The sequence below is a fragment of the Stenotrophomonas sp. GW821-FHT01H02A genome, assembly GCF_059422145.1.
Genome location: NZ_JBWKWI010000001.1, coordinates 614,467 through 638,078, shown reverse-complemented (window position 1 = coordinate 638,078; position 23,612 = coordinate 614,467). Strand labels below are relative to the sequence as shown.

Here is a 23,612-nt window from a genome sequence, read left to right as displayed (position 1 = left end):
TCAGGCCAATCCGCTATAGGTCAGTGGGTCCAGCAACATGGCGCCCGCATCGATGACACCGCCGCTGACGCCAAACAGACCACTCAGCACCGAGGCCGCTGTGACCATCAGCCCAATCACTAGCACTAAGAATACAATCGAGCGCATGAAGCCACTCATGTCGCCGCCAAAAATCAGCATCGCACCTGCTGCAACAACACCGATGACTGAGATGCCGAATGCCACTGGCCCCGTCAGCGAGGCGACCAACTTCTCCATGGCGCCTTCGTACGGAAGGTCCGCATTACCGGCTCCACCAGCATAGGCCAGACCCGGCAATGCCAGAAGCAGGATTAGCAAGGCCATCCGGCGATGACGAGACTTACGATCATTACAACGAGAAACCGACATCTCAACTCCTACAAAGTTTGTAATTGATACTGGCCGTGCGCATACCCATGCACACTGACCAGCTGACTGACACGGCGACCGGCGCCGCTTCGTTCGATATGAACGATTAGATGCACACATTCACCGATCAGCGGCTCGATGAGCGAGGGAGAATCAACATGCATGCTCACCAGCATTGAGAGTCGACTCAGTGCGGCGATCGCGTTGTTGGCATGGAGGGTTGCCGCGCCCCCCTCATGGCCTGTATTCCACGCCATCAGCAGATCCAGCGCCTCCGGTCCGCGCACCTCGCCCACCAAAATCCGGTCCGGCCGCATGCGCAGCGAAGCACGCAGCAGACCGGTCATCCCGACCCGAGGAGTGGTGTGATATTGCACGAAGTTGGTGGCCGAGCACTGAATCTCCCCGGTGTCTTCAATAATGAAGATGCGCTCATCAGGTCCATGCGCGACCATCTGTTGAATGATCGCATTGACTAGCGTTGTTTTTCCCGAGCCGGTACCACCAACCACTAGAATATTGCGGTGCGCAGCCACTGCCTCCGCGATCACTTCCCGCTGTATAGATGTCATCACGCCACTGTTGACGTAATCATCCAACCCCATCACGGCGACGGCTTTCTTGCGCAGCGCAAAGGTCGGGGCGCTCACCACTGGAGGCATCTGCGCAGCGAAACGCGACCCGTCCAACGGGAACTCGGCCTCGATCATTGGCTGGTCCCGCGTGATTTCCAGCCCGTGGAAGCCGGCCACCGTTTTGATCACCGCTTCCGACTGCGACTGGCTCATCGAACCGATGCAACGCATCGGTTCACCCAGTCGCTCCTGCCACAAGCGGCCATCTGCATTCAACATCACCTCGATGGTCCGCGGATCACTGAGGGCGCTCATGAAGCACTCGCCCGCATCGCGGCGAAGCTTGCCTCTGGCGCGCGACTCCATCGTCACAGCCTCACCCCGCGCGGGTGCTATTGAGTTGACGATTCCGTGCATGAATACGAGCCTCGTGGCGACCGCGAGGAGTGCTTGCCAGAAGCGCTCGCGAACAGACGAGTAATCGTAGGGAGGTCGCCCCACGCAGTCTCTAGGCCGCCAGTCGAATCCAACTGGCGATAATCCTAATTGACCTCCGGGCCCCGTACTTTTGAGCGGGCTGCCAGGCCAGTGCGCGTACCGCGTACCGCACCCGCCACGGTTGAGACCATCAACAGGTTCGCCAGCCGCTAGGTTGCGGGCCGCCAGTGCGATCAGCCGAACATGGCGAACAGATCGAAATCAGTGCCGATATCCAGCTTCCGGAATGCGCAGCGCTTCTGTGTACTGATGGTATGGGCACTGCGCTGGAGCTTCTGCGCGATCTGGTTGACGGACAATCCGGTCAAACAGCAGCGCAACACATCACGTTCCTGCTCTGTCAACCAAGGATGATCCAGCACCGTCAGTTCCATGTTGCTACCTGCTCGCCGACTGCCCGCCGTCTGCCATGAGTGGGTTGGATCGCGGGCAATGGAGGCGTGCCCAGCGGCAACGGTACGAATCGCGGCCACAATCTCAGCCCACGGACGGGACTTGCTCACCACGCCGCTCGCACCGGCACGCATGACCATACTGACCAGGCCCGTCGTGGCCTCGTCGCTGAGGATCAACAGTCGCTGCCGTGGCCGCTGCTGGCGCAGCAGGCGGACAAGGACGATGCCATCCAGACTCCCGGCCGCCAGCGCGTAGTTGCTGACGATGACATCACCAAGAGCATCAGGCTCAATCGCGAGTAAGGCTTCAACGTCGGCAAAGCAATGGCCAACGTGCAACCCCTGTTCTTGAGCAATGCGCCACGCCAGGACATCTCTATTCATCACCAGGTGATCAAGGAAGGTCAGACGTATCCCGCTTGTCGCGTCGATGCAGGGAACGCGACCAAGCTCCGCGACTGGGGCGGGCATGTCATCGCAGTACTGAAGAGGGCTCATTCAGCAGCTCCAAGTAGGACAGAGCACGACGATATCACGCGCACTCTGGTTTCCCCGGGACTACCAATGGATATCGGAATGTCGCCAAGAAATTTCAGATGGAACCTAAGAATCCGACAAGCTCTTGCATCCACAATAGCGAGTCATCGCACTAGACACAGCCTATCTCTATCGATCGGAAAAGGGCTTCTATGGATTCCTGAGCGGCGATCACCTGAGCAATAAAATTCTTGAAAGATGAGCAATAGAATTCTTGAAAGACGATGCCCCCCCGATGACCCCGATACGGCTTGTCCAGTGCGGATTGCCCTACTCGACAGCCATCCCACGATGTCGCAGTTGCTGGCAGAAGCCTTGGCGCAGGAATCCGGACTTCAACTACAGGGGGCATGGACGGACAGCCACGATCTGTTCGCCGGTCTGGCTCGCGTGCCGGTCGATATGGTGCTGATTGAGTATGTCTTGAGCAGCCACGATCTCGGCAGCGACCAGATAATCAATCAGGTTCGCCAGTGTCATCCGCAGGTCCGGATTCTGGTGATATCGACCAACGAGAGTCAGCTCATTACGGCGACCGCCATGCAGGCGGGTGCGCACGGCTACCTGCATAGGAGCGCGGACTGGTCCACGCTGATCGAGACCATCATGCGGCTGACCACCACGCCTTCGGGGCGAATCCACGATACATGTCGGGCACCGAGCGTGGTGCTTAGCCCTCGGGAGCGCATCGTGCTTCGCCATAGTCTGGCAGGCGCCGGGGTCTCCGGCCTGGCCAGGGAGCAAGGGCTCAGCGAGAAGACGATCAGCACCCAGAAGCGCTCGGCGTACCGCAAACTCGGCCTTCTAGGTGACACCGACCTGTTTCGGTTGGCCAACTTGGTGGCGCCGCTGGTCCGTGAAACGTCGTCAACGCCAGAGCCGCAGACAGCATAGTGGCCGCTGGCGCGCGATTCGCTTAGCGTTCCCCCAAATGCATTCAGCCCGATGATCGGATGGATCGTGCCGCACCCTGGTCTAGAATCGGCGCATGAGCACCCTGACCTTCCGCGCGGCCACTGCCGCCGACATCCCCGCCCTGATCGCCCTGGTCACCTCCGCCTACCGTGGCGATGCCAGCCGGGCCGGTTGGACCACCGAGGCCGACCTGCTGGACGGCGCCCGCATCGATGCCGACGGCCTGCAGGCCGACCTCGCCAAGCCGCGCTCGACCATCCTGCTGGCCGAGCGCGATGGCCAGCTGCTGGCCTGTGCGCACGTGGCCGATGACCTCGGCAAGGGCTACTTCGGCATGTTCTCGGTCGACCCGGCCCAGCAGGGTGGCGGCATCGGCAAGCAACTGATGCTGGCAGCCGAAGCGCATGCAGCGCGCGAGTGGGGCGTGCCGGTCATGCAGATGACGGTGATCGACGTCCGCGATGAGCTGATCGCCTTCTACGAGCGCCGGGGCTACCAGCGCACCGGCATCAAGAAGCCCTTCCCGTACGGTGATGAGCGTTTCGGCATTCCCAAGCGCGACGATCTGCGCTTCGAGATCCTGGAAAAGCCGCTGGCGGTGCCGGCGTGAGCGAGACCTGGACCTTCGTCTGCGCCAGCGCCGAGCTGCTGCCCGGCGAGATGAAGAGCACCTTCGACGAAGTGACCGGCACGCCGATCGTGGTGTTCAACCTGGACGGCGAACTGTACGCACTCGAAGACCAGTGCACCCACGATGAGTTCGAGCTGTCCTCGGGCACCTTCGATACCGGCGAGGCCAGCATCGAGTGCGTCCTGCACGGGGCCCGCTTCGATATCCGCGACGGCCGCGCCCTGTGCGCCCCGGCGTACTCGCCGGTGGCGAAGTTCCCGGTCAAGCGGGAACACGACGGGGTCTGGGCCCGCGACGACCGCGACTGACTCCGGCTGAACGCCGGCGTTTTGAAAACGCGAATTGTTCCTATTACCATAGGCATTGCGGTCACTTGGCCGCTTCTGCCCGGTAATCCGTGTCCGCCAACCGCTCCGCCCTTGGTATCGCTGCCCTGTGGGCCACGTTCTGCGTGGTGCTGCTGGCGTGCGGCTGGCTGACGGCAGACGGCGCCGGTAGCGCCGGGATGACCCGCGCGGGGGCACAAGCCTCCAACTCGCCTGGCGCCGACCGCGCGCGCCAGGCGTCGGCTCCCTCTACGCCCGCGCCGGAACTCCCGGCCGAGCCATCCCTGATGGTCGAGACCGGCGCCGACCCCGAGCCCAGCGAGCCGGCGACGCCGCCTCGCATGCGCCGCACGCCGTGGGTCGCCGCCGTCCCGCTGTGGCCGTCCGACGCGCTGCGCCGGCAGCGGCTGGAACCCTCGCTGCGCCTCAATCCCGGCCACGCCCCTCCCGGCGCCTGATCACGACGTCGACGCTGCGCGTCGATGCCCGCCACGCCTGCGCGATCGCGCAGCGTCGGCCGTCTCTCGGTTTTCCCCCTGCCTCCCATCCGCCGTGACCGCCGCGCGCCGTCCGGCTTTCGTTCGCCTTTCCAGGAATCCTCATGACCGTCCGCCCGACTCCGTTGTCGTCCGCTCTGCTGCTGGCCATCGCCGCCCCCGCCATCGCCCACGCCGAGACCGATGCTGCCGCCGACCCGCAGCGCGCCACCGAACTGGACGGCGTCGATGTCCACGGCGAGCGCGTGCGTGCGCAGTCCTCCAAGTTCACCGCACCGCTGCTGGATACGCCCAAGTCGGTCAGCGTGATCTCCCAGCAGGTGATCGAGCAGACTGCCGCCACCACCCTGCTGGATGCACTGCGCACCGTGCCGGGCATCACCTTCGGCGCCGGCGAAGGCGGCAACCCGACCGGCGACCGTCCCTTCATCCGCGGCTTCGATTCGGCGTCGGACATCTACGTGGATGGCATCCGCGACGCCGGCAGCCAGACCCGCGAAGTATTCGCGATCGAGCAGATCGACGTGGTCAAGGGCCCGAGCTCGGCCTACTCCGGCCGCGGTTCGGCCGGCGGCACCATCAGCCTGGTCAGCAAGACGCCGAAGCTGGAGAACTTCGTGGCCGGCAGCCTGGCCGCTGGCACGGACAGCTACTACCGCGGCACGCTGGATGCCAACCAGGTGATCGGCGACGGCATCGCCGCGCGCGTGAACATCATGAAGCACGAGGCCGACGTGGCCGGACGCGATGCAGTGAACAGCAGCCGCTGGGGCATCGCGCCATCGCTGGCCTTCGGCCTGAACGGTCCGACCCAGGCGGTGATCAGCCACTACCACATGGAAACCGATGACCTGCCCGATGCCGGCGGCTTCCCGTACAACAACCCGTTCAGCAGCGGCCCCAACCTGCCGCTCAATGGCGACGGCAGCCCGATCGTGACCAACCGCGACGCGTTCTACGGTCTGGTCGACCGCGACTTCCAGAAGACCAAGGCGGACATCACCACCTTGAACCTGTCGCACGATTTCGGTGGCATCGTCCTGCGCAACATCACCCGCTACGGCGATACCAGCAACAACTACCTGTGGACCCAGCCAGACGACAGCAAGGGCAATCCTAACCTGTTCGGCACGGTCTGGCGCCGCACCAACTCGCGCGCCACCCAGACCGACAGCTTCGTCAACCAGACCAGCGTGACCGGTGAGCTGGAAACCGGCCCGCTGCGCCACAGCTTCAACGCCGGCGTGGAATACAGCAGCGAAAAGACCGTGCGCGGCAGCTACCTGATCGGCGACGTGGTCCGCCCCAACGGCCAGACCACCGCGGGCACCAACAATCCGCTGACCGGCAACCAGAGCTGCCCGACCACCGGCGCGGCCACCGGCTACAACTGCACCGACCTGACCAACCCCAACCCGAACGATCCGTGGTCGGCCACGCATACCGTCACCCGCAGCGATCCGGCCCGCGACGTGCGCCAGACCACCCGCACCAAGTCGGCCTATGTGTTCGATACGATCAGCTTCAGCGAGCAGTGGATGCTGAACCTGGGTGCGCGCTTCGACGACTACAACACGCACCAGTTCAACCCGACGGCCGCGGCCAACCTGCAGCACCTGCGCAACGACACTTCGTTCTGGAACGGCCAGGCCGGCCTGGTGTTCAAGCCGGTCGAGAACGGCAGCATCTACCTCTCGTGGGGCACCTCCTCCACCCCGGTCGGCGTGGACGGCGGTGATGGCGCCGACGGCATCAGCGCGACCATCCAGGACCTCAAGCCGCAGCGCAGCCGCAACATCGAGCTGGGCACCAAGTGGGATCTGCTCGATGCCCGCCTGTCGCTGACCGGTGCGATCTTCCAGACCGAGATGAGCAACGCACGGGTGACCAGCGATGCCGGTACCACGCAGAACGCCGGCACCAGGAAGGTCAAGGGCGCCGAGCTCGGCTTCAGCGGCACCATCGTCGATGGCTGGCAGGTCTTCGGTGGTTACACCTACCTGGATGCCGTGGTCGAGGACAATGGTTTCGCGCTGGTCAACGGCGTCTACGTGCCGTCGCCGTTCAACGGCAACCAGTTCCCCAACACCGCCAAGCACAGCGCCAGCCTGTGGACCACGTGGGCGCCGACGTTCGTGCCGGGCCTGAGCCTGGGCGCCGGGGCCAACTACGTGGACAAGGTCTACGGCAACGTCAACAACACCAAGTGGGTGCCGTCCTACACCCGTTGGGATGCGATGGTCGGCTACGCCTTCAGCGAACGCTACAACCTGCAGTTGAACGTGCAGAACCTGACCAACAAAACCTACTTCACCAAGGCGTACGCTTCGCACTACGCCGCCATCGCGCCGGGTCGTTCGGCCACGCTGGCCTTCAACTTCAAGTTCTAAGCGATACGCTCCCTCCCGCGTTCCGGCGCGGGAGGGGCTGGAGCCCACCATGCTGCTGCACATCCCCGACGTCCTCACCGCCGAGCAGGTCACCCAGGCCCGCCAGCAGCTGGCCACGGCCGGCTGGACCGACGGCCGCCTGACCGCCGGCTACCAGTCCGCGCAGGCCAAGCACAACCTGCAGTTGCCCGATGCCGATCCGGCCGCGCGTGCGGTCGGCTCGGCCATCCTCGATGCGCTCGGCCGCAACAGCACGTTCTTCTCGGCGGCACTGCCGCGTCGCATCTTCCCGCCGCTGTTCAACTGCTATCAGCCCGGGCAGACCTTCGGGTTCCATGTCGACAACGCGGTGCGCTACGACTACACCGCCCCCGGCCAACCGCAGCCGGTGCGTACCGACCTCTCGGCCACCCTGTTCCTGAGCGATCCGGACGAGTACGAGGGCGGCGAGCTGGTGATCGAAGACACGTACGGCAACCAGCGGGTCAAACTGCCGGCCGGACACATGGTGCTGTACCCGGGCACCAGCCTGCACCAGGTCACGCCGGTCACCGCCGGCACGCGACTGGCCTCGTTCTTCTGGATCCAGAGCATGCTGCGCGATGACGGCCAGCGGCGCCTGATGTGGGACCTGGATGTCTCGATCCGCCGCCTCACCCATGACCATCCCGAACACCCTGCGCTGGTGAACCTGACCGGCGTGTATCACAACCTGCTGCGGCAGTGGGCCGATGTCTGAGGCCACGCCCCATGCGCTCGACGTAGCGGCACTGGCCGATCAGATGCAGCACGATCCGGCCGCCGCGCTCGCCACGCTGGAAGCCACCGCACAGCGCGGCGACCCGCAGGCGCAGTTCCTGCTCGGCCAGGCCCGGATGGAGGGTCGCGGAATCGCGCCCGATGCCGCCGCGGCCATGCTCTGGTTCGAGCGCGCCGCCAACGGTGGCCTCGCCATCGCCATGAACATGCTCGGCCGCTGCCACGAACTGGGCACCGGAACGCCGGTCAACCTGGCGCTGGCAGCGGTCTGGTACCGCAAGGCCGCCGATGCCGAACTGGATTGGGGCCTGTACAACCTGGCCAACCTGCTGGGCACCGGCCGTGGGGTGCCGCGCGACGAGCAGGCGGCGTTCGCGCTGTACCTCCGTGCGGCGCGGCGCGGCCACGCCAAGTCGATGAATCTGGTCGGCCGCTGCCTCGAGGACGGCATCGGCGTGGCCGCTGATCCGGCGGCGGCACCGGCGTGGTACCGGCACTCGGCCGAGGCCGGTGATTTCCGCGGCCAGGCCAGCCATGCGTCCCTGTTGCTCGCCGCCGGCGACATCGACGCTGCCGCGGCATGGCTGCAGCGCGCCCTCGCGCACGGTAGCCCCTCGTTTCTCGCCTACCTGCGGCCCACCTTGGCGGCATCACCGCACCCGGCGATCCGCGCACTGGTGGCGTGATCCGGCTTCGCGGCGACGGTGTCGCCAGAAATCATTAATCATTCTCATTTGCGTCCGTTAACGCATCTCACCTACAATTCCGCCGCGTTGCCGGTCCGCTGATCGACCGGCCGTTCGACAGGGGCTCCGCTTGCGCCATCCACACCGCCACCGCAGCTTTGCACCCGCCATGCGCGGGCGGCAGCACGCGTTGTCGACCGTGCTGGCATGGCTGGGCCTGCTCTCGCTGCTGCTGGCCGGGCTGCCGGTGCTGGAACGAGCTGTCCCAGGCAGCACCGCGATGGTCCTGCAGATGCCGATGGGCGAGCATCCGGCAGGCGGCGGTGAGACCGCGCCGCAGGAAGAAAGCCCGGCCAAGCCACGCCGGGTTGCGGGCGCGCGCCCTGCCCCGACGCTGCCGCCGTCGTTGCCTCCGGTCGTGGAATCGCTTGATTCGCTGATGGCCAGCCTGGCGGCACAGCCGCCACGCATCGTCCCCGCCATCGACTCGGCACCGGCCACGCCGCTGCCCGCCGCCCCCGGCCTGCGCGTCCAGCGCGGCCAGGCACCTCCACGGGGCTGAGTCCAGCGGCGGGCGGCGCCATCGCGCTCCCGTTCCGCCCCGCGCGTCCGGCCCGCTCCGGGCCTTGTTGATTCCTCCGCGTGCTGCCGTCCTGCGGCCTGCCACGTCGCGTCCGCGTTCCCCTTCTCGAGGTTACCCCCATGGCCCAGCGCCATCGTCGTCGCACGTCCCTGTCCCGTTGCACCCTCTCCATCGCACTGCTTGGTGTGCTGAGCGCCCCGGCCATCGCCAGCGGCGACGCTGCCGGCCCGACCACGCTGGACAAGGTGGTGGTCACCGCTGCGGGCTTCGAGCAGAAGATCGCCGATGCGCCGGCCAGCATCAGCGTGATCAGCCGCGAAGAGCTCAGCAAGCGCCCGTACACCAGCCTGGTGGATGCGCTGCGCGACGTGGAAGGCATCGACGTGGGCATGGAGCCGACCGACAAGAACGGCCGCGCCACCATCTCCATGCGTGGCATGCCCTCGGACTACACCCTGGTGCTGATCGACGGTCGCCGCCAGAGCAATGCCGGCAACCTGTACCCGAACAACTTCGGCGGCGGCCAGTTCTCCTACATGCCACCGCTGGATGCGATCGAACGCATCGAAGTGGTGCGCGGCCCGATGTCCACCCTGTACGGCTCCGATGCCATGGGTGGGGTGATCAACATCATCACCCGCCGCAACCAGAGCGAATGGCACGGCGCGGTGACCCAGGGCTTCACGGTGCAGCAGGACAACCAGTTCGGTGACGCGCGCAGCACCGATGTCTACCTCAGCGGCCCACTGGTCAAGGAGCGCCTGGGCATGTCGGTCCGCGGCAGCTATTACGACGCCAAGGCCTCCAACCCGGAATGGGATGACCTGCCGCTGCCGGACGGCACGATGTGGTCGCGCAGCATCGGCTTCGGGGCCGGCGGCAAGGCGGTGGCCAACACCAACTGGAACGCCGGCATGCGCCTGAACTTCATCGTCAATGACGACCACGAGTTGTGGCTGGATTACGATGTGTCGCGCCAGAAGTACGACAACAGCGAAGGCCAGACCGGCACCCTGGACAGCCTGGCCAGCCTGTGGCGCGTGGGCAATGCCACGATCCCCAACCCGAACGGCACCGGCACCCTGACCCGTCGCGTGGTGCAACCGCGCGTGGGCTACACCGCCTACCAGCGTTACGAGCGCGACCAGCTGGCGCTGACCCATCAGGGCCGCTATGAATTCGGCACCTGGCAGACCACGCTGACCCACATCACCAGCAACAACCTCGGCCGCTCGCTGCCACTGACCCTGGACGAACGCGCCGATCTGCAGACGCTGTGGAACGACGTCTGCCGCCGTACCGGCGCCGCCGCCAACTGCGCAGCCAGTGCACGCAACGGACTGGCTGCGCTCGACCCGGCCGAGATGGCCCGCCTGCAGGCCTTCCTGCCGCGCCCGCTGCGGACCATGGAACTGAAGGGCAACGTGCTCGACACGATGCTCGACCTGACCTTCGGCGCACACAAGCTCACCGTCGGCGGCCAGTACAACGACACCGACATGATCGACGGCGTGTTCGGCATGGATGGGGCTGGCTACAAGAACAACGTCAAGCAGCAGCACCGCATGTGGGCGCTGTTCGCCGAAGACAATTGGTCGCTGACCGACACCCTGACCGCCACGGTCGGCGTGCGCTATGACGACCACAACATCTTCGGCAGCCACGTCAGCCCGCGCGCCTACCTGGTGTGGAACGCCAACGATGCCTGGACCCTCAAGGGCGGCGTCAGCACCGGTTACAAGACCCCGCGTCCGGACCAGCTGTTCCCGGGCATCGTCGGCTTCGGTGGCCAGGGCGTGATCCCGCTGGTCGGCTCGCCCAACCTCAAGCCGGAAACCAGCACCAACTACGAAATCGCCGCGTACTACGAAGGCGAGCGCTGGGGCTTCAACGTCACCGGCTTCCTCAACCGGTTCGATGACAAGATCGCCAGCGGCGGCACGTTCGCCAACTGCGAAGTGGCCCCGAACGATGGCAGCTACTGCGTGGACATCGGCCCGGGCTGGGCCGAGCTGGGCTACAGCACCTTCAGCCAGAGCGTGAACATCGACAAGGCCGAAACCCGCGGCGTCGAAGCGGCCGCCCAGGTCGATCTGCTGGACAACCTGCAGTTGCGCGGCAACTACACCTGGACCAGAAGCGAGCAGACCAGCGGCACCGGCAAGGGCCAGCCGATCACCGGCAACCCGGCCAGGCACATGGCCAATGCCAGCCTGAACTGGCAGATCAGCGAGGCGGTCAGCTTGTCGCTGATCGGCGAAGGCCGCTACGACCGCTATCGCGACACCCTGGTCAGCAACGTCGGGGGCGTGAACAGCTCGCAGACCCGCTACTACGAGGACTACACGATCTTCCACCTCGGCGGCAGCTGGGACATCACCCGCTGGCTGACCGTCAATGCCCGGGTCAACAATCTGTTCGACAAGGACTTCGTCTCGCAGTCCTGCGTGCTGGTCAGCGACAGCGAGTACAGCTGCGTGGACGACTATTCCACCAAGGACCAGCGTCGCAGCTACTGGATCTCGTTGAACGCCAAGTTCTGAGGCGCACCGGCGCGGCGCCCGGGGTGGCGTCGCGCCCGATCCCGAGCCAGGGCGGCAGACCGGCAACGGAACGCCGCCGTCCTCTACAAATTGCGAATCATTCTCAACAATGATGTAATTCGCCCCTCAGTACTCCCTCCTGCGATCGTGGCCACCAGCGCATCCTCTTCCAGCGTGCAACAACAACGCCGCGGCTTCTGGCTGCGCACGCTGCACCAGTGGCACTGGATCAGCTCGGCGGTGTGCCTGATCGGCATGCTGCTGTTCGCCGCGACCGGCATCACCCTGAACCACGCCTCCCGGATCGAAGCCACGCCGGAGGTGGTGAGCCGCCAGTTGGCGCTGCCTGCCGAGCTGCTCGGCAAGCTCGGTGACCGTGCCGACGGCAAGGCACCGATCCCGCGCGTGGCCAGCCGCTGGCTGGACGCGCAGCTCGGCATCTCGATCGGGCGCCGTCCCGCCGAATGGTCCGACGGCGAAATCTATCTGTCCATGCCCAGCCCGGGGGCGGATGCCTGGCTGAGCATCGACCGTGAGTCCGGCGCCGTGGAATATGAATCCACCGCGCGCGGCTGGGTGTCCTATTTCAACGATCTGCATAAAGGGCGCAATGCGGGGCCGGCCTGGGGCTGGTTCCTGGACATCTTCGCCGTGGCCTGCCTGGTGTTCTGCATTACCGGCCTGTTCCTGCTGCACCTGCATGCCCGCCAGCGCCGCATGACCTGGCCGCTGGTCGGCCTGGGGCTGCTGATTCCGCTGCTGATCGCCCTGATCCTCATCCACTGACCGTCCCCTTCCGGAGCCGCACCATGCGCGTCACCCTGACCATCGCCCTGAGCGGCCTGCTGGCCACTTCGCCGGCCTATGCCACCACCCTGGACATCAATGTCGAGGTGCCCAAGCTCAACGTGGCCGAATATCACCGCCCGTATGTGGCCGTGTGGCTGGAAGGCGCCGACCAGAAGGTCGCCGCCAACCTTTCGGTCTGGTACCAGCAGACCGGCAACGCCGAAGGCCATGGCACCAAGTGGCTGCCCGACCTGCGCCAGTGGTGGCGCAAGAGCGGCCGGACGCTGGAGGTGCCGGTGGACGGCGTGACCGGCCCGACCCGCCCGGTCGGCAAACACGCGCTCTCGTTCAATGACAGGCAGCCCGCGCTCAAGGCGCTGGCCCCGGGCAACTACACCCTCGTGGTGGAAGCGGTGCGCGAAGTCGGTGGGCGCGAACTGCTCAAGATCCCCTTCACCTGGCCGGTCACGTCCGCGCAGTCGGGCAAGGCCCAGGGCGCGACCGAACTCGGTCTGGTCACCCTGAACGCCAAACCCTGACCCACCCATCCACCTGGAGTTTTTCGATGAAGCGCACGCTCGTCCTCGCCGCCGCCATGGCCGCCGCACTTCCGTTCTCCGCTCTGGCCCACAAAGCCTGGCTGCAGCCCTCGCAGACCGTGATCGCGGGCACCAACCCGTGGATCACCGTCGATGCGGCGGTTTCCAACGACCTGTTCTACTTCAACCATGTACCGCTGCGCCTGGACACCCTGGTCATCACCGCGCCCGACGGCAGCACCGTGCAGCCGCAGAACGCGGCGACCGGCAAGTTCCGCAGCGTGTTCGATGTCGAGCTGACCCAGCAGGGCACCTACCGCCTGGCCACCATCAACAACGGCCTGTCGGCCAGCTGGGAAGAAGACGGCAAGCCCAAGCGCTGGCGCGGCACCCCGGCCACCTTCGCCACCGAGGTTCCGAAAAACGCCAAGAACCTGCAGGTCTCGCAGTCGGTCGGTCGCGTGGAGACCTTCGTCACCAACGGCACCCCGAACGACACCGCGCTCAAGCCGACCAACCAGGGCATCGAGATGATCGCGCTGGCCCACCCGAACGATCTGGTCGCCGGTGAGGCCGCGCGCTTCCGCGTGCTGGTCGACGGCAAGCCGACCGCCGGCCTTGAATTCGAGATCACCCGCGGCGGCACCCGGTACCGCAACGCGCAGGAGGAGATCAAGGTCAGCACCGATGCCAAGGGCGAGTTTGCCGTCACTTGGCCGGAAGCGGGCATGTACTGGCTCGAAACCGGCACCGAAGACGGCAAGACCTCGATCAAGGAAGCCAAGAGGCGTCGCCTGAGCTACGTGGCCACGCTGGAAGTACTGCCGGAGTAACTGCCTTCGGCGTGCCGTGCGCGCGCCGTCCTCCCCACCCGCCCCCGCCGACCTGACGGGGGCTTCTCACCCGACGCATTCCGGCCCTCGGGCTTGCCAGGCCCGATCTGCCCACCCCCATGAACAACCCGGATTTCGACATCGCCAGCCTCGGTGGCCACACCATGGGCACCGCCTGGCAGGTAAAGCTGGCCGTGGCGCCCACCCGCGACCTGCACCCGTTGCATGCCGGCGTCCAGGCGCAGCTCGATGCCATCGTGGCGCAGATGAGTACCTGGGAAGACGACAGCGACATCACGCGCTTCAACCGTGCCTCCCCCGGGGAATGGCAGGCGTTGCCGCCGTTGCTCGACACGGTGATGCAGTGCGCGCTGGAGATCGCGCAGCGCAGCGGCGGCGCCTTCGATCCGACCGTCGGCCCGCTGGTGGCGCTGTGGGGATTCGGCGCACAGGCGCAGGCCCGGCGCATCCCGGATGCGGCCACCCTCGCCGCGACCCGTGCCCGCTGTGGCTGGGGACGATTGCAGTGGCAGCCCGGTCGTCTGCGGCAACCCGGTGGACTGGCACTGGATCTGTCGGCGATCGCCAAGGGCTTTGGCGTCGATCAGGTCAGTGCGTGGCTGCGTCAGAACGGGGTGCACGCCGCGTTGGTGGAGGTCGGCGGCGAACTGCATGGCTTCGGCCGCAAGCCAGACGGCCAACCGTGGCGTGTGCTGGTCGAATCCGCCCCGGATGAGGACGCGCAGGCGGCCTACCCGCCGCGCGTGCTGGCACTGACGGACCGCGCGGTCGCCACCTCCGGTGATCGCTGGCACCACTTCGAGCAGGGCGGCGAGCAGTTCAGCCACACGCTGGATCCACGCATCGGGGCGCCGGTCACGCGCGCTGCGGCCGCGGTGACCGTGGTCGCCGACAGCGCCATGCAGGCCGATGCCTGGGCCACCGCATTGACGGTGATGGGCAGGAACGACGGCATGGCATTTGCGCGCACCCATGCGCTGGCCGCACGCTTCGTCGGCCGTGGTGCGCACGGTATCGAGGAATACATGAGTCCCGCATTCGAGCAGTTGCTTGCCGATGACCGCGCAGGCGCGGCATGAGTACGCGTCCCTCGCGATCCTGGCTGGGCAATGTCGTGGTCATGGCGCTGCTGGGCGTCATCGCCTGGGCGCTGCTGCGCCTGCATCTGGGCGACGCCTGGTGGCAAAGCGCGCCGCTGGCGTCGCACTGGCGTTGGGCGGCCGGCAGCCTCGTGCTCTATGCAGCGTTCTGCTCGCTGATCTGGTGGCGTGGACGACCGCGGCAGGAGCGTGTGGCGGACACCGCGCGCGCCCCGATTCTGCTGGTCTGGGCGAGCCAGACCGGCTTCGCGCAGCAGCTGTGCGAACGCAGCGCGGAGGCCTTGCGCGCGGCCGGACTGCCGGTCCGCCTGCGTGCGCTGCATGCGGTGACGGCCGAGCTTCTGCAGCAAAGCGGGCAGGCGTTGTTCGTGGTCAGTACCACCGGCGAAGGCGACGCGCCGGATCATGCCCTGCCTTTCCTGCACAAGGTGATGCCGCTGGCGCTCACGTTGCCACGGCTGCACTACGGCGTGCTGGCGCTCGGCGATCGCAGCTACGGTCATTTCTGCGCGTTCGGCCACCAGCTCGATGCATGGCTGCGCCAGCACGGTGCGCACCCGCTGTTCGATACGGTCGAAGTGGACAATGCCGATCCCGGCGCGCTGCGCCACTGGCAGCAACTGCTCGGCCAGCTCGGCGGCGACGCCACCGATCTGCCGGACTGGGCCCCGGCCGAATACCTGCCGTGGCAACTGCAGGCACGGCATCTGGAAAACCCCGGCAGCCCGGGCGCACCCACCTACCGCATCACTCTGGTCCCCGCCGATGGCGTGCTGCCGGTCTGGCAGGCCGGCGACGTGGTCGAGATCGGGCCGCAGCATGCACCGGCGGAGGTCGAGGCCTGGCTGCGTGCTACGCCGTGGGACGGCGACACGCTCATCGGCGGACAGCCGCTGCGTGCGCATCTCGCGCGCGCGCACCTGCCCGGCAGTGAAGAAACACCCGCGCCGGCCGATGCGGACGCCCTGGTCGCCGCACTGCGCCCACTGCCGCATCGCGAGTACTCGATCGCCAGCCTGCCCAGCGAAGGCCAGGTACAGCTGCTGCTGCGCCGCCAGTTGCGTCCCGATGGCACGCCGGGCCTGGGCAGCGGTTGGCTGTGCGATCACGCCGCGCTGGACGGCCGCATCGACCTGCGCTTCCGCAGCAACCCGAACTTCCATGGTGCGCCAGCGGCAACCCCGCTGATCCTGATCGGCAACGGTACCGGCATCGCCGGCCTGCGCGCGCACCTGCGCGAGCGCATCAGCGCCGGCGCGCGGCGCAATTGGCTGCTGTTCGGCGAACGCACCGCCGCGCACGACTTTTTCTTCGGCGACGACCTGCGCGCCTGGCAGCGCGACGGCTGGATCGCACGCCTGGATACGGTGTTCAGCCGTGAGGGAGGCGAGCACCACTACGTGCAGGACCGGTTGCGGGCACAGATGCAGACGCTGCAGCAGTGGGTGCGCGACGGTGCCACGATCCTGGTCTGTGGCAGCCTGCAGGGCATGGCGCCGGCGGTGGATGCGGTGATCGAGCAGGCCCTGGGCCGCGATGGAAAAGAAGCGCTGATCGTGGCCGGACGCTATCGGCGCGACGTGTACTGAGGGCCACCTACGGCCGATCAGGCCTTGCTGCCACCCGCACTCACCCTGATCGCCAGCAACTCGCCGCCGCCGTGCAACGCGAAGCGGCGGCGCTCACCGGCCGCCAGCCACGCGGTATCACCGGCGGCCAGCGGCGCCAGCGATGGCTCACCTTCAAACTCGGCCTGGCCGGCCAGCAGATGGATCGCCCACGCCACGTCGGGTTCGGTAAAGAAGAACATGCTGCCGACCAATGGCCGGTGCAGCAGTTCGGCCCGCACGGCATCACGCCGCCACATCAGATTGAAATCGTGGGTCACGCCGTCGATCAGTTCGCCGGTCACCTGCGCCTCGCCGGCGAACCGCAGGCGATCATGCGGCGGCATCAGCGTATGCAGCGCGCCATCGGCGAAACGCAGGCGCAGGCCTTCACCACGCAGCAGCACCAGTTCGCGGTCGATGCCGGGAAACGCCGAGAAGGCGGCGTCCTGCTCGATCTCGGCGATCGACAGGCGCACCTGCCACGCATCGTTGTCGGGCACGCGCAGGATCTCGCGGGTCCAGCCCAGGCCATTGCGCCAGCGTTCGCGGCGGTACTCGAAGGAGGGAATGACGCGGCTCGCCGCGCTCAGGACGGTATCGGTCGACATGCGCCTAGTGTGCCTGAGCCGAGGTAGCGCAGTCCTGTCAGGACACGCCGCCGCAATCAGGTTCCAGCAGCCGCGAACGTGCCAGCCAGTCTTTGTCCGGGTAGTACGCGAACACCATCGTGCCGCCCCGCAGGCTGTCGATCAGCGGTCGGGCCACTGACAAGCGCACCGCGGGGCAGCCCAGGCTGCGGCCCAGACGCCCCTGCAGGCGCGCGATCGCGGGATTCACGTACGGCGCGCCGTGGATGACGATCGCGCGATCGCGGGCATGGTCGTTGAAGCCCGGCTCCAGCCCTTCCAGCCGCAATGAATAACCGTTGCCGCCCATGTAGGTTTCCTTGGCGGTGAACGCGCCGAGGCTGGACATGAAGCTGCCGTCCTTGTTGGAAAAATGCTGGGTGCGGTTATCGCCGCTGTTGCGCCCGTGCGCCACCCACTCCTCGAACAGCAGCCGCTGCCGTGTGAGATCGAAAATCCACATGCGGGGTTCGGTCGACGGCCGCGAGTAATCGATCACGCTCAACTTGCCCGGGTCGACGCCGAGCTCCGGCCGGCGCAGCGCACAGCGCATCGCATGTGCCGCCAGCTGCAGGACATGCTTGTCCGCCGCCGGGGCCGCCTTGGCCAGCATCTCGGCCATCTGCACCGGGCTGCCGGTCGCCGCCGGCGCAGGGCTGGCCGCGCCCGCGGTGGCGGACGCGATCAGGCCGCAGAACGCGGCAGGCAGCAATTTCACTACGGGCATGGGCAGCTCACCAGGCGGAGGCAACCCTTACAAAGTGGACCCACCGGCATCGGATTCCAAGACAGGCTGCAGGTTCTGTTCATCGGCCACCGGGCGTACCGCCGGCAGGCTGGTCACCAGCAGCGTGGTGCCGGGCACCAGCACGCTGTACAGCTGTTCGGCGAATTCCGGCGGCAGCGCCATCGGCAGGCTCGGCGTGGCCAACAGGTCCGGGGTCGCATTGGCGGCGGTCTGGCCAAGCAGCGGATAGGCGGTCCAACGGTGCAGCGGACGATGCGGGTCCAGCGGGCTGGGGTTGTCCTGGTAGCCCTGGCCCATCACGAACAGGGTGGTCCCCTCGAAGGCCGGCAACGCCTTGGCTTCCAGCCGCGACTCGCCGATCAGCACGCCGTCGCGCAGCACGTACAGGCGCTGGTCGTGCAGGCTGACCAGGATGCCGACCTGGCCGGCCGGTGCGGCCGCATCATTCCAGTAATGCGCGGGCGCGTCGGTCGTCTCGACCAGCGGCTTGCCGGTGCTGCTGACCGGGGCCAGCACGGCCGGATAGGCCAGCGTCATCGGTGCGCTCTTGGCATCGGCCACCACCACGGTATCGCCCCGATGGGTCTCGCCGAACAGCTTCTGCGCGAACGCCTGCGGCAACCGCACGCAGCCGTGCGAGGCCGGATGCCCGGGCAGGCTGCCGCCGTGCAGCGCGATGCCGTCCCAGGTCAGGCGCTGCATGTAGGGCATCGGGGCGCTGTTGTAGAGATTGGATCTGTGGTCCTTGTCCTTCTGCAGGATCGTGAACACACCGGTCGGGGTTTCATGCCCGGTCTTGCCCGAGCTGATCGTGCTCATGCCGATCGCGATGCCGTTGCGGTACACGTAGGCACGCTGCTCATCGAGGCTGACCACCAGCACGATCGGGCCGGACGGCGAGATTTCCGGATGCCAGAGGAATTCACCTGGCTTGAGATCGGTCGGGCCACGCGGGGCCTCGGTCGTCTTGTTGGCCGTCGGCGCACTGTTGGCGGCGGTGGCGGGAAGCATCCCGGTCGCCAGCAGCGTCCCGAGCGCCAGACTCAACAGCGTGCTGCGTACTGCCATGTCGTGCATCCATTCGAAGAGATGCCGTCACGCTACACGAAGTGCCTGCATGCGTTCGCGAAAACCACGTGCGGCCACGCGCTGGGTTTCGTCCGTCCCAAAAAGTAATTGCCCGGCCACACCTCCGTGTGCAGACCGGGCAATCGATACATCCTTGTCGGCATCCCGCCTTCCCCCTGTGCGTCCTGCCCAGTCTGGGTGCCGGCCATGCTCCCTGCACTCGGCCGTATATGCTTCCGCCATCTCAGCCCTTCCCGGGGTCTGGATGCCACCGTCCTGGTGGGTCCGCGCCGCTCCTTCCGCGCCGCTTCCCTGCGTGCTGCGTCCCTGCAGCGGTCGGTGCCGCCGCGACATCCTGCCGTGGCAACCAGTGACCGGCATCCTGCCTGTCCCGACGTATCCTGTTCTTCAGCGCCTTGGTACGGCGACCGGCGCTGCCCTCCTGGGCGGTGCCTGGACCGGCGCCTGCCTGGCCCCGGTGGTCATCCGTTGTCGATTCCGTTCGACGGTAGCTGTCCCTATCCCTTTCACCCGCGCCAGATCCTCGACGCGTTCAAAAGGGCCGTGTTGTCGCCGGTACGCGACGATCGCCTCGGCCTTCATCGGCCCCACGTTCGCCAATCCCTGCTGCAGCGTCGACGCATCGGCCGTATTGATGTCGATCCGATCGGCCGCGAGGGCCGTTCCGCTCAACAACAGTCCCAGCACCAGCGCCCTGCACGAAAACCAAGGTCCCACTGTGCAACTCCTTGTGGCTCGGAACCGGCCCCTGCCGGCAATCCTGTCGAAGGCTCCAGCGTCCCTCGCCACATACACACAGCCTATCGTCCACGACGCCTTCACACAGCAGGCCTAACACCCGACGTGGTGTAGGGAAATACCTACCCCACCGCAGGCGTAGAATGGTCGGACTTGTCAAAAGCACTTCGGAGTTCAGATGGACAGCGCCAAGCTCGGCCAATTCGTCAGTGAAAAGTGGGACAACGAGATCGTCCCGCAATTGGTCGATTACATCCGTATCCCCAACAAATCGCCGATGTTCGATGCCGATTGGGTCGCCAACGGCTACATGGAACAGGCCGTCACCCTGATGGAAACCTGGGCCAAGGCCCAGAACCTGCCGGGCCTGACCGTCGAGGTCGTGCGCCTGGAAGGCCGCACCCCGCTGCTGCTGCTGGAAATCCCGGCCTCCGGAGCCGAGACCGGCGACGACACGATCCTGCTCTACGGACACCTGGACAAGCAGCCGGAAATGACCGGCTGGGACGACGATCTGGGCCCGTGGATCCCGGTCCTGCGCGGCGACAAGCTGTACGGCCGCGGCGGCGCCGATGACGGCTACGCGATGTTCGGCTCGCTGGCCGCAGTGCTGGCGCTGCAGGAACAGGGCCTGCCGCACGCGCGCTGCGTGATCCTGATCGAAGCCTGCGAAGAATCCGGCAGCTACGACCTGCCCGCCTACGTTGATCATCTGGCCGAGCGCATCGGCAAGCCGTCGCTGGTGGTGTGCCTGGATTCGGGCTGCGCCAACTACGATCAGCTGTGGTGCACCACCTCGCTGCGCGGCCTGACCGGCGGCAACTTCTCGGTCAAGGTGCTCAACGAAGGCGTGCATTCCGGCGATGCCTCCGGCGTGATCCCGTCCAGCTTCCGCCTGCTGCGCCAGTTGATCTCGCGCATCGAGGACGAAAACACCGGCCGCATCCTGATCGACGGCATGAACGTCGAGATCCCGGCCGAGCGCCAGGAACAGGCCAAGCGTGCCGCCGAAGTGGTGGACACCGCGATCTTCGAGAAATTCCCGATGGTCGACGGCCTGCGCCCGATGAACGATGACCTGGCCGAACTGGTGCTCAACCGCACCTGGCGCCCGGCGCTGTCGGTCACCGGCGTGGACGGCCTGCCGCCGCTGGCCTCGGCCGGCAATGTGCTGCGCCCGCACACCGCGGTGAAGCTGTCGCTGCGCCTGCCCCCGACCGCTGACGGCAAGGCCTGTGGCGAGCTGCTCAAGGAAGCCCTGCTGCGCGATCCGCCGAACGGTGCGGAAGTGAAGCTGGACCTGGAAAAGGCCTCCAGCGGCTGGAATGCCCCGGCCATGGCGCCGTGGCTGACCCAGGCGATCGACGACGCCAGCCAGACCTTCTTCGGCAAGCCGGCGATGTACATGGGCGAAGGCGGCTCGATCCCGTTCATGGGCATGCTCGGCGAGAAGTTCCCGGGCGCGCAGTTCATGATCACCGGTGTGCTCGGCCCGCATTCCAACGCCCATGGCCCGAACGAGTTCCTGCACATCCCGATGGGCAAGCGCGTGACCTCGTGCGTGTCCAAGGTGATCAGCGAGCACTACGCGGCCAGCCTGCGCGGCGAGACCAGCGGTTCGCCGGTCGCGGCCGACAGCGGCACCCGTCACGGCGGCCACGGCTGCTGCTGACGTTGGCGGACGCAGCCTGGCCTTGCTAGGCTGCGTCCACCTACTACTGACGTCTCTGGCATGAACGGACTGTTTGGCAGCACCAGCTGGCTCTACATCATCCTGGTCGGCTTCGTCGTCGGTCTGCTCGGGCGTTTCTTCATGCCCGGCAACAACCGCATGGGCTGCCTGCTGACCATCGTGCTCGGCATCGCCGGTGCGCTGCTGGCCGGCTGGTTCGGCCAATACATGGGCTGGTATGCCCGCGGCGAGCCTGCCGGTTTCATTGGCGCGATCCTCGGTGCGGTCGCAGTCCTGGCCGTGCTGCGGCTGTTCAGCAGCAAGCGCTGAGCATCGCCCTCTTCTTCTTTCCCGCGCGCCCTCCGGCGCCGCTTCGACGTACCCGTCCATGAACGATCCTGCTTCCGATCCGCTGCGCGCCGAACACCGCCGGCAGTGGACCTGCGCCGCCCTCGGCGACCCGGCCACCACGCTCGACCGTGCTTCGGTCGATGCCGGTTTCCGCAGCTACTGGCGCGCCACCAGCGCGCGCGGCAGCCACATCGTGATGGACTCCCCGCCCGGGTTGGAGGATGTGCGGCCGTGGCTGCGCATGCACGACCTGCTCGAGCCCAACGGCGTGCGCGTGCCGCAGGTACTGGCGCGCGATGAGGACAACGGCTTCCTGCTGCTGGAAGATCTCGGCGGCCCGACGCTGGCGCGCCACATCGACAACGACAACGCCGATGCCTGGTTCGATGCCGCCTTCGCACAGCTGATCCGGTTGCAGTCGATCCCGGTGCCCGAGGGCATGGGCAGCTTCGGCGAGGCACTGCTGCAGCGTGATGCCGGGCTGTTCGACGAATGGTTCCTGCAACGCCACCTCGGCCTGGAACTGGACTGCGGCGAGATCGAGAATCTGCAGCGCATGCACCGCCTGCTGATGGACAACGCGCTGCAGCAGCCGCAGGTGCTGACCCACCGTGACTTCATGCCACGCAACCTGATGCCGATCGACGGCGGCCCGGCGGTGCTGGATTTCCAGGACCTGGTGCGCGGGCCGATCGCCTACGACCCGGTCAGCCTGTTCAAGGATGCGTTCCTGAGCTGGCCGATCGAGCGCGTGGATGCCTGGCTGGCGCGTTATCACGCGCTCGCCCTGGCTGCCGGTCTGCCGGTGCGGCCGTGGCCGCAGTTCCTGCGCGACGCGGACTGGATGGGCGTGCAGCGCCACCTGAAGATCCTCGGCCTGTTCGTGCGCCTGCGCGACCGCGATGGCAAGGGCCATTATTTCGAGGATGCACCTCGCTTCATCCGCTACCTGGATGAAGTGCTGCCGCGCCATCCGCAGCTCGCGCCACTGCATGATCTGGTCGAACTGCGCATCAAGCCGGCCCTGGCCCGCATCGCCGAGCCGGTGCTGGCACGCCCATGAAGGCGATGATCTTCTCGGCCGGCAAAGGCGAGCGCATGCGCCCGCTGACCCTGCATACGCCCAAGCCACTGCTGGTCGCCGGTGGCAAACCACTGATCGTGTGGCACCTGGAACGGCTTGCCGCGGCCGGCATCGACGAGGTGGTGATCAACACCTCATGGCTGGGCGACCAGTTCGCGCCCGCGCTCGGCGATGGTGCCCGCTGGGGGCTGCGCCTGCACTTCATCGATGAGGGCGGCGTACCGCTGGAAACCGGCGGTGGCATTCTCAATGCATTGCCGATCCTCGGCGAGGCGCCGTTCCTGGTGGTCAATGGCGATGTGTGGACGGACCTGGATGTCGCCACGCTGCCGCGCACGCCCGCCAGCGATGCACATCTGGTGCTGGTCGACAATCCGGCGCAGCACCCACGCGGTGATTTCATCCTGCACCACGATGGCCGGGTCAGCGACGACGGCGACAGCGCGCGGCTCACCTATGCCGGTATCGGCGTATACCGCCCGGCGATCATTGACGGTTGGTGGACGGTGATCGGCGCGACTGCCGGGGCCAACGCGACACCGCCGCAGTTCGGCCTTGCGCCGCTGCTGCGGCATGCGATGGCGCAGGGGCGCGTCACCGGCCAGCATCACGCGGGTAGATGGACGGATGTGGGCACGCCGGAACGATTGGCGCAGTTGGACGCGCAGCTGCGCTGACGGCATGGGC

The 23,612-nt window shown here is 66.7% G+C and carries 25 protein-coding genes; 18 read left to right on the top strand and 7 right to left on the bottom strand.

Going from position 1 to position 23,612, the window contains the following annotated elements:
* The 3 genes from AC07WC_RS03090 to AC07WC_RS03080 form a co-directional block, all read right to left on the bottom strand.
* Entirely contained in the window at positions 1 to 390 is a 390-nt protein-coding gene (locus tag AC07WC_RS03090) for a TrbC/VirB2 family protein (RefSeq protein ID WP_495208695.1), read from the bottom strand.
* Positions 391 to 398: 8 nt separating this feature from the next.
* Positions 399 to 1,382 (bottom strand): P-type conjugative transfer ATPase TrbB, encoded by a 984-nt coding sequence (trbB, locus tag AC07WC_RS03085; RefSeq protein WP_495208694.1) that lies wholly within the window; start codon positions 1,380 to 1,382, stop codon positions 399 to 401.
* Positions 1,383 to 1,636: 254 nt separating this feature from the next.
* Positions 1,637 to 2,356, bottom strand: a complete 720-nt coding sequence (locus AC07WC_RS03080; protein ID WP_495208693.1) for a response regulator transcription factor — start codon at positions 2,354 to 2,356, stop codon at positions 1,637 to 1,639.
* Between the two features lie 237 nt (positions 2,357 to 2,593).
* Between AC07WC_RS03080 and AC07WC_RS03075 the strand changes: the two genes are divergently transcribed.
* The 14 genes from AC07WC_RS03075 (at position 2,594) to AC07WC_RS03010 (ending at position 16,596) form a co-directional block, all read left to right on the top strand.
* Entirely contained in the window at positions 2,594 to 3,289 is a 696-nt protein-coding gene (locus AC07WC_RS03075; protein WP_495208692.1) for a response regulator, read from the top strand.
* Between the two features lie 94 nt (positions 3,290 to 3,383).
* A complete protein-coding gene (locus AC07WC_RS03070) occupies positions 3,384 to 3,920 on the top strand; it encodes a GNAT family N-acetyltransferase (protein WP_495208691.1) in 537 nt (178 codons plus the stop codon).
* Complete coding sequence (locus AC07WC_RS03065) at positions 3,917 to 4,249, top strand: non-heme iron oxygenase ferredoxin subunit (RefSeq protein WP_495208690.1); 333 nt, start codon at positions 3,917 to 3,919, stop codon at positions 4,247 to 4,249. Before AC07WC_RS03070 ends, AC07WC_RS03065 begins: the two co-directional genes overlap by 4 nt.
* A gap of 89 nt (positions 4,250 to 4,338) precedes the next feature.
* Positions 4,339 to 4,725 carry a hypothetical protein gene (locus tag AC07WC_RS03060; RefSeq protein WP_495208689.1) on the top strand — a complete coding sequence of 129 codons (387 nt, stop codon included), beginning with the start codon at positions 4,339 to 4,341 and terminating at the stop codon, positions 4,723 to 4,725.
* Between the two features lie 143 nt (positions 4,726 to 4,868).
* Entirely contained in the window at positions 4,869 to 7,154 is a 2,286-nt protein-coding gene (locus AC07WC_RS03055; RefSeq protein ID WP_495208688.1) for a TonB-dependent receptor, read from the top strand.
* Between the two features lie 49 nt (positions 7,155 to 7,203).
* Positions 7,204 to 7,893: a Fe2+-dependent dioxygenase gene (locus AC07WC_RS03050; RefSeq protein ID WP_495208687.1), complete on the top strand. Its 690-nt coding sequence runs from the start codon at positions 7,204 to 7,206 to the stop codon at positions 7,891 to 7,893.
* Complete coding sequence (locus tag AC07WC_RS03045) at positions 7,886 to 8,599, top strand: tetratricopeptide repeat protein (RefSeq protein ID WP_495208686.1); 714 nt, start codon at positions 7,886 to 7,888, stop codon at positions 8,597 to 8,599. The genes AC07WC_RS03050 and AC07WC_RS03045 overlap by 8 nt, the downstream gene beginning before the upstream one ends.
* Before the next feature lie 130 nt (positions 8,600 to 8,729).
* Positions 8,730 to 9,161, top strand: coding sequence for a hypothetical protein (locus AC07WC_RS03040; RefSeq protein WP_495208685.1), 432 nt, complete (start codon positions 8,730 to 8,732; stop codon positions 9,159 to 9,161).
* Between the two features lie 140 nt (positions 9,162 to 9,301).
* Positions 9,302 to 11,725: a TonB-dependent receptor domain-containing protein gene (locus AC07WC_RS03035; protein ID WP_495208684.1), complete on the top strand. Its 2,424-nt coding sequence runs from the start codon at positions 9,302 to 9,304 to the stop codon at positions 11,723 to 11,725.
* 147 nt (positions 11,726 to 11,872) lie between these two features.
* Entirely contained in the window at positions 11,873 to 12,511 is a 639-nt protein-coding gene (locus AC07WC_RS03030) for a PepSY-associated TM helix domain-containing protein (RefSeq protein ID WP_495208683.1), read from the top strand.
* A 23-nt stretch (positions 12,512 to 12,534) separates the two neighbouring features.
* Complete coding sequence (locus tag AC07WC_RS03025) at positions 12,535 to 13,053, top strand: DUF2271 domain-containing protein (protein WP_495208682.1); 519 nt, start codon at positions 12,535 to 12,537, stop codon at positions 13,051 to 13,053.
* Positions 13,054 to 13,079: 26 nt separating this feature from the next.
* The gene (locus AC07WC_RS03020; RefSeq protein ID WP_495208681.1) at positions 13,080 to 13,886 is read left to right on the top strand and encodes a DUF4198 domain-containing protein; all 807 of its coding nucleotides are present in this window, start codon (positions 13,080 to 13,082) and stop codon (positions 13,884 to 13,886) included.
* Between the two features lie 119 nt (positions 13,887 to 14,005).
* The gene (locus tag AC07WC_RS03015; RefSeq protein WP_495208680.1) at positions 14,006 to 14,986 is read left to right on the top strand and encodes an FAD:protein FMN transferase; all 981 of its coding nucleotides are present in this window, start codon (positions 14,006 to 14,008) and stop codon (positions 14,984 to 14,986) included.
* Positions 14,983 to 16,596 carry a sulfite reductase subunit alpha gene (locus AC07WC_RS03010; RefSeq protein WP_495208679.1) on the top strand — a complete coding sequence of 538 codons (1,614 nt, stop codon included), beginning with the start codon at positions 14,983 to 14,985 and terminating at the stop codon, positions 16,594 to 16,596. Before AC07WC_RS03015 ends, AC07WC_RS03010 begins: the two co-directional genes overlap by 4 nt.
* A gap of 17 nt (positions 16,597 to 16,613) precedes the next feature.
* On the opposite strand, the gene AC07WC_RS03005 is transcribed toward AC07WC_RS03010, so the two are convergent.
* The 4 genes from AC07WC_RS03005 to AC07WC_RS02990 form a co-directional block, all read right to left on the bottom strand.
* Positions 16,614 to 17,225 carry a HutD/Ves family protein gene (locus AC07WC_RS03005; RefSeq protein ID WP_495208678.1) on the bottom strand — a complete coding sequence of 204 codons (612 nt, stop codon included), beginning with the start codon at positions 17,223 to 17,225 and terminating at the stop codon, positions 16,614 to 16,616.
* A gap of 37 nt (positions 17,226 to 17,262) precedes the next feature.
* Positions 17,263 to 17,970 carry a murein L,D-transpeptidase catalytic domain family protein gene (locus AC07WC_RS03000; RefSeq protein WP_495208677.1) on the bottom strand — a complete coding sequence of 236 codons (708 nt, stop codon included), beginning with the start codon at positions 17,968 to 17,970 and terminating at the stop codon, positions 17,263 to 17,265.
* Positions 17,971 to 17,997: 27 nt separating this feature from the next.
* Entirely contained in the window at positions 17,998 to 19,059 is a 1,062-nt protein-coding gene (locus tag AC07WC_RS02995) for a L,D-transpeptidase (RefSeq protein ID WP_495208676.1), read from the bottom strand.
* Between the two features lie 408 nt (positions 19,060 to 19,467).
* Positions 19,468 to 19,767 (bottom strand): ComEA family DNA-binding protein, encoded by a 300-nt coding sequence (locus AC07WC_RS02990; protein ID WP_495208675.1) that lies wholly within the window; start codon positions 19,765 to 19,767, stop codon positions 19,468 to 19,470.
* 229 nt (positions 19,768 to 19,996) lie between these two features.
* Here AC07WC_RS02990 and AC07WC_RS02985 point away from each other — a divergent pair, with 229 nt between their 5' ends.
* The 4 genes from AC07WC_RS02985 to murU are packed head-to-tail and all read left to right on the top strand — an operon-like array spanning position 19,997 to position 23,602.
* A complete protein-coding gene (locus AC07WC_RS02985; protein WP_019185649.1) occupies positions 19,997 to 21,490 on the top strand; it encodes a M20 family metallopeptidase in 1,494 nt (497 codons plus the stop codon).
* Between the two features lie 60 nt (positions 21,491 to 21,550).
* Positions 21,551 to 21,820 carry a GlsB/YeaQ/YmgE family stress response membrane protein gene (locus tag AC07WC_RS02980; RefSeq protein ID WP_088432806.1) on the top strand — a complete coding sequence of 90 codons (270 nt, stop codon included), beginning with the start codon at positions 21,551 to 21,553 and terminating at the stop codon, positions 21,818 to 21,820.
* Positions 21,821 to 21,878: 58 nt separating this feature from the next.
* Positions 21,879 to 22,904, top strand: a complete 1,026-nt coding sequence (locus tag AC07WC_RS02975; protein ID WP_495208674.1) for an aminoglycoside phosphotransferase family protein — start codon at positions 21,879 to 21,881, stop codon at positions 22,902 to 22,904.
* Positions 22,901 to 23,602 (top strand): N-acetylmuramate alpha-1-phosphate uridylyltransferase MurU, encoded by a 702-nt coding sequence (murU, locus tag AC07WC_RS02970; protein WP_495208673.1) that lies wholly within the window; start codon positions 22,901 to 22,903, stop codon positions 23,600 to 23,602. The genes AC07WC_RS02975 and murU overlap by 4 nt, the downstream gene beginning before the upstream one ends.
* The last annotated feature ends 10 nt before the right edge of the window (positions 23,603 to 23,612 follow it).

Coding starts and splice junctions, on each gene's coding strand:
- AC07WC_RS03005 (WP_495208678.1), bottom strand. CDS start 17,225: ATGTCGACCGATACCGTCCTGAGCGCGGCGAGCCGCGTCATTCCCTCC.
- AC07WC_RS02985 (WP_019185649.1), top strand. CDS start 19,997: ATGGACAGCGCCAAGCTCGGCCAATTCGTCAGTGAAAAGTGGGACAAC.
- AC07WC_RS03050 (WP_495208687.1), top strand. CDS start 7,204: ATGCTGCTGCACATCCCCGACGTCCTCACCGCCGAGCAGGTCACCCAG.
- AC07WC_RS03075 (WP_495208692.1), top strand. CDS start 2,594: ATGAGCAATAGAATTCTTGAAAGACGATGCCCCCCCGATGACCCCGAT.
- AC07WC_RS03010 (WP_495208679.1), top strand. CDS start 14,983: ATGAGTACGCGTCCCTCGCGATCCTGGCTGGGCAATGTCGTGGTCATG.
- AC07WC_RS02980 (WP_088432806.1), top strand. CDS start 21,551: ATGAACGGACTGTTTGGCAGCACCAGCTGGCTCTACATCATCCTGGTC.
- AC07WC_RS02995 (WP_495208676.1), bottom strand. CDS start 19,059: ATGGCAGTACGCAGCACGCTGTTGAGTCTGGCGCTCGGGACGCTGCTG.
- AC07WC_RS03055 (WP_495208688.1), top strand. CDS start 4,869: ATGACCGTCCGCCCGACTCCGTTGTCGTCCGCTCTGCTGCTGGCCATC.
- AC07WC_RS03035 (WP_495208684.1), top strand. CDS start 9,302: ATGGCCCAGCGCCATCGTCGTCGCACGTCCCTGTCCCGTTGCACCCTC.
- AC07WC_RS03025 (WP_495208682.1), top strand. CDS start 12,535: ATGCGCGTCACCCTGACCATCGCCCTGAGCGGCCTGCTGGCCACTTCG.
- murU (WP_495208673.1), top strand. CDS start 22,901: ATGAAGGCGATGATCTTCTCGGCCGGCAAAGGCGAGCGCATGCGCCCG.
- AC07WC_RS03080 (WP_495208693.1), bottom strand. CDS start 2,356: ATGAGCCCTCTTCAGTACTGCGATGACATGCCCGCCCCAGTCGCGGAG.
- AC07WC_RS03045 (WP_495208686.1), top strand. CDS start 7,886: ATGTCTGAGGCCACGCCCCATGCGCTCGACGTAGCGGCACTGGCCGAT.
- AC07WC_RS02975 (WP_495208674.1), top strand. CDS start 21,879: ATGAACGATCCTGCTTCCGATCCGCTGCGCGCCGAACACCGCCGGCAG.
- AC07WC_RS03015 (WP_495208680.1), top strand. CDS start 14,006: ATGAACAACCCGGATTTCGACATCGCCAGCCTCGGTGGCCACACCATG.
- trbB (WP_495208694.1), bottom strand. CDS start 1,382: ATGCACGGAATCGTCAACTCAATAGCACCCGCGCGGGGTGAGGCTGTG.
- AC07WC_RS03000 (WP_495208677.1), bottom strand. CDS start 17,970: ATGCCCGTAGTGAAATTGCTGCCTGCCGCGTTCTGCGGCCTGATCGCG.
- AC07WC_RS03090 (WP_495208695.1), bottom strand. CDS start 390: ATGTCGGTTTCTCGTTGTAATGATCGTAAGTCTCGTCATCGCCGGATG.
- AC07WC_RS03020 (WP_495208681.1), top strand. CDS start 13,080: ATGAAGCGCACGCTCGTCCTCGCCGCCGCCATGGCCGCCGCACTTCCG.
- AC07WC_RS03070 (WP_495208691.1), top strand. CDS start 3,384: ATGAGCACCCTGACCTTCCGCGCGGCCACTGCCGCCGACATCCCCGCC.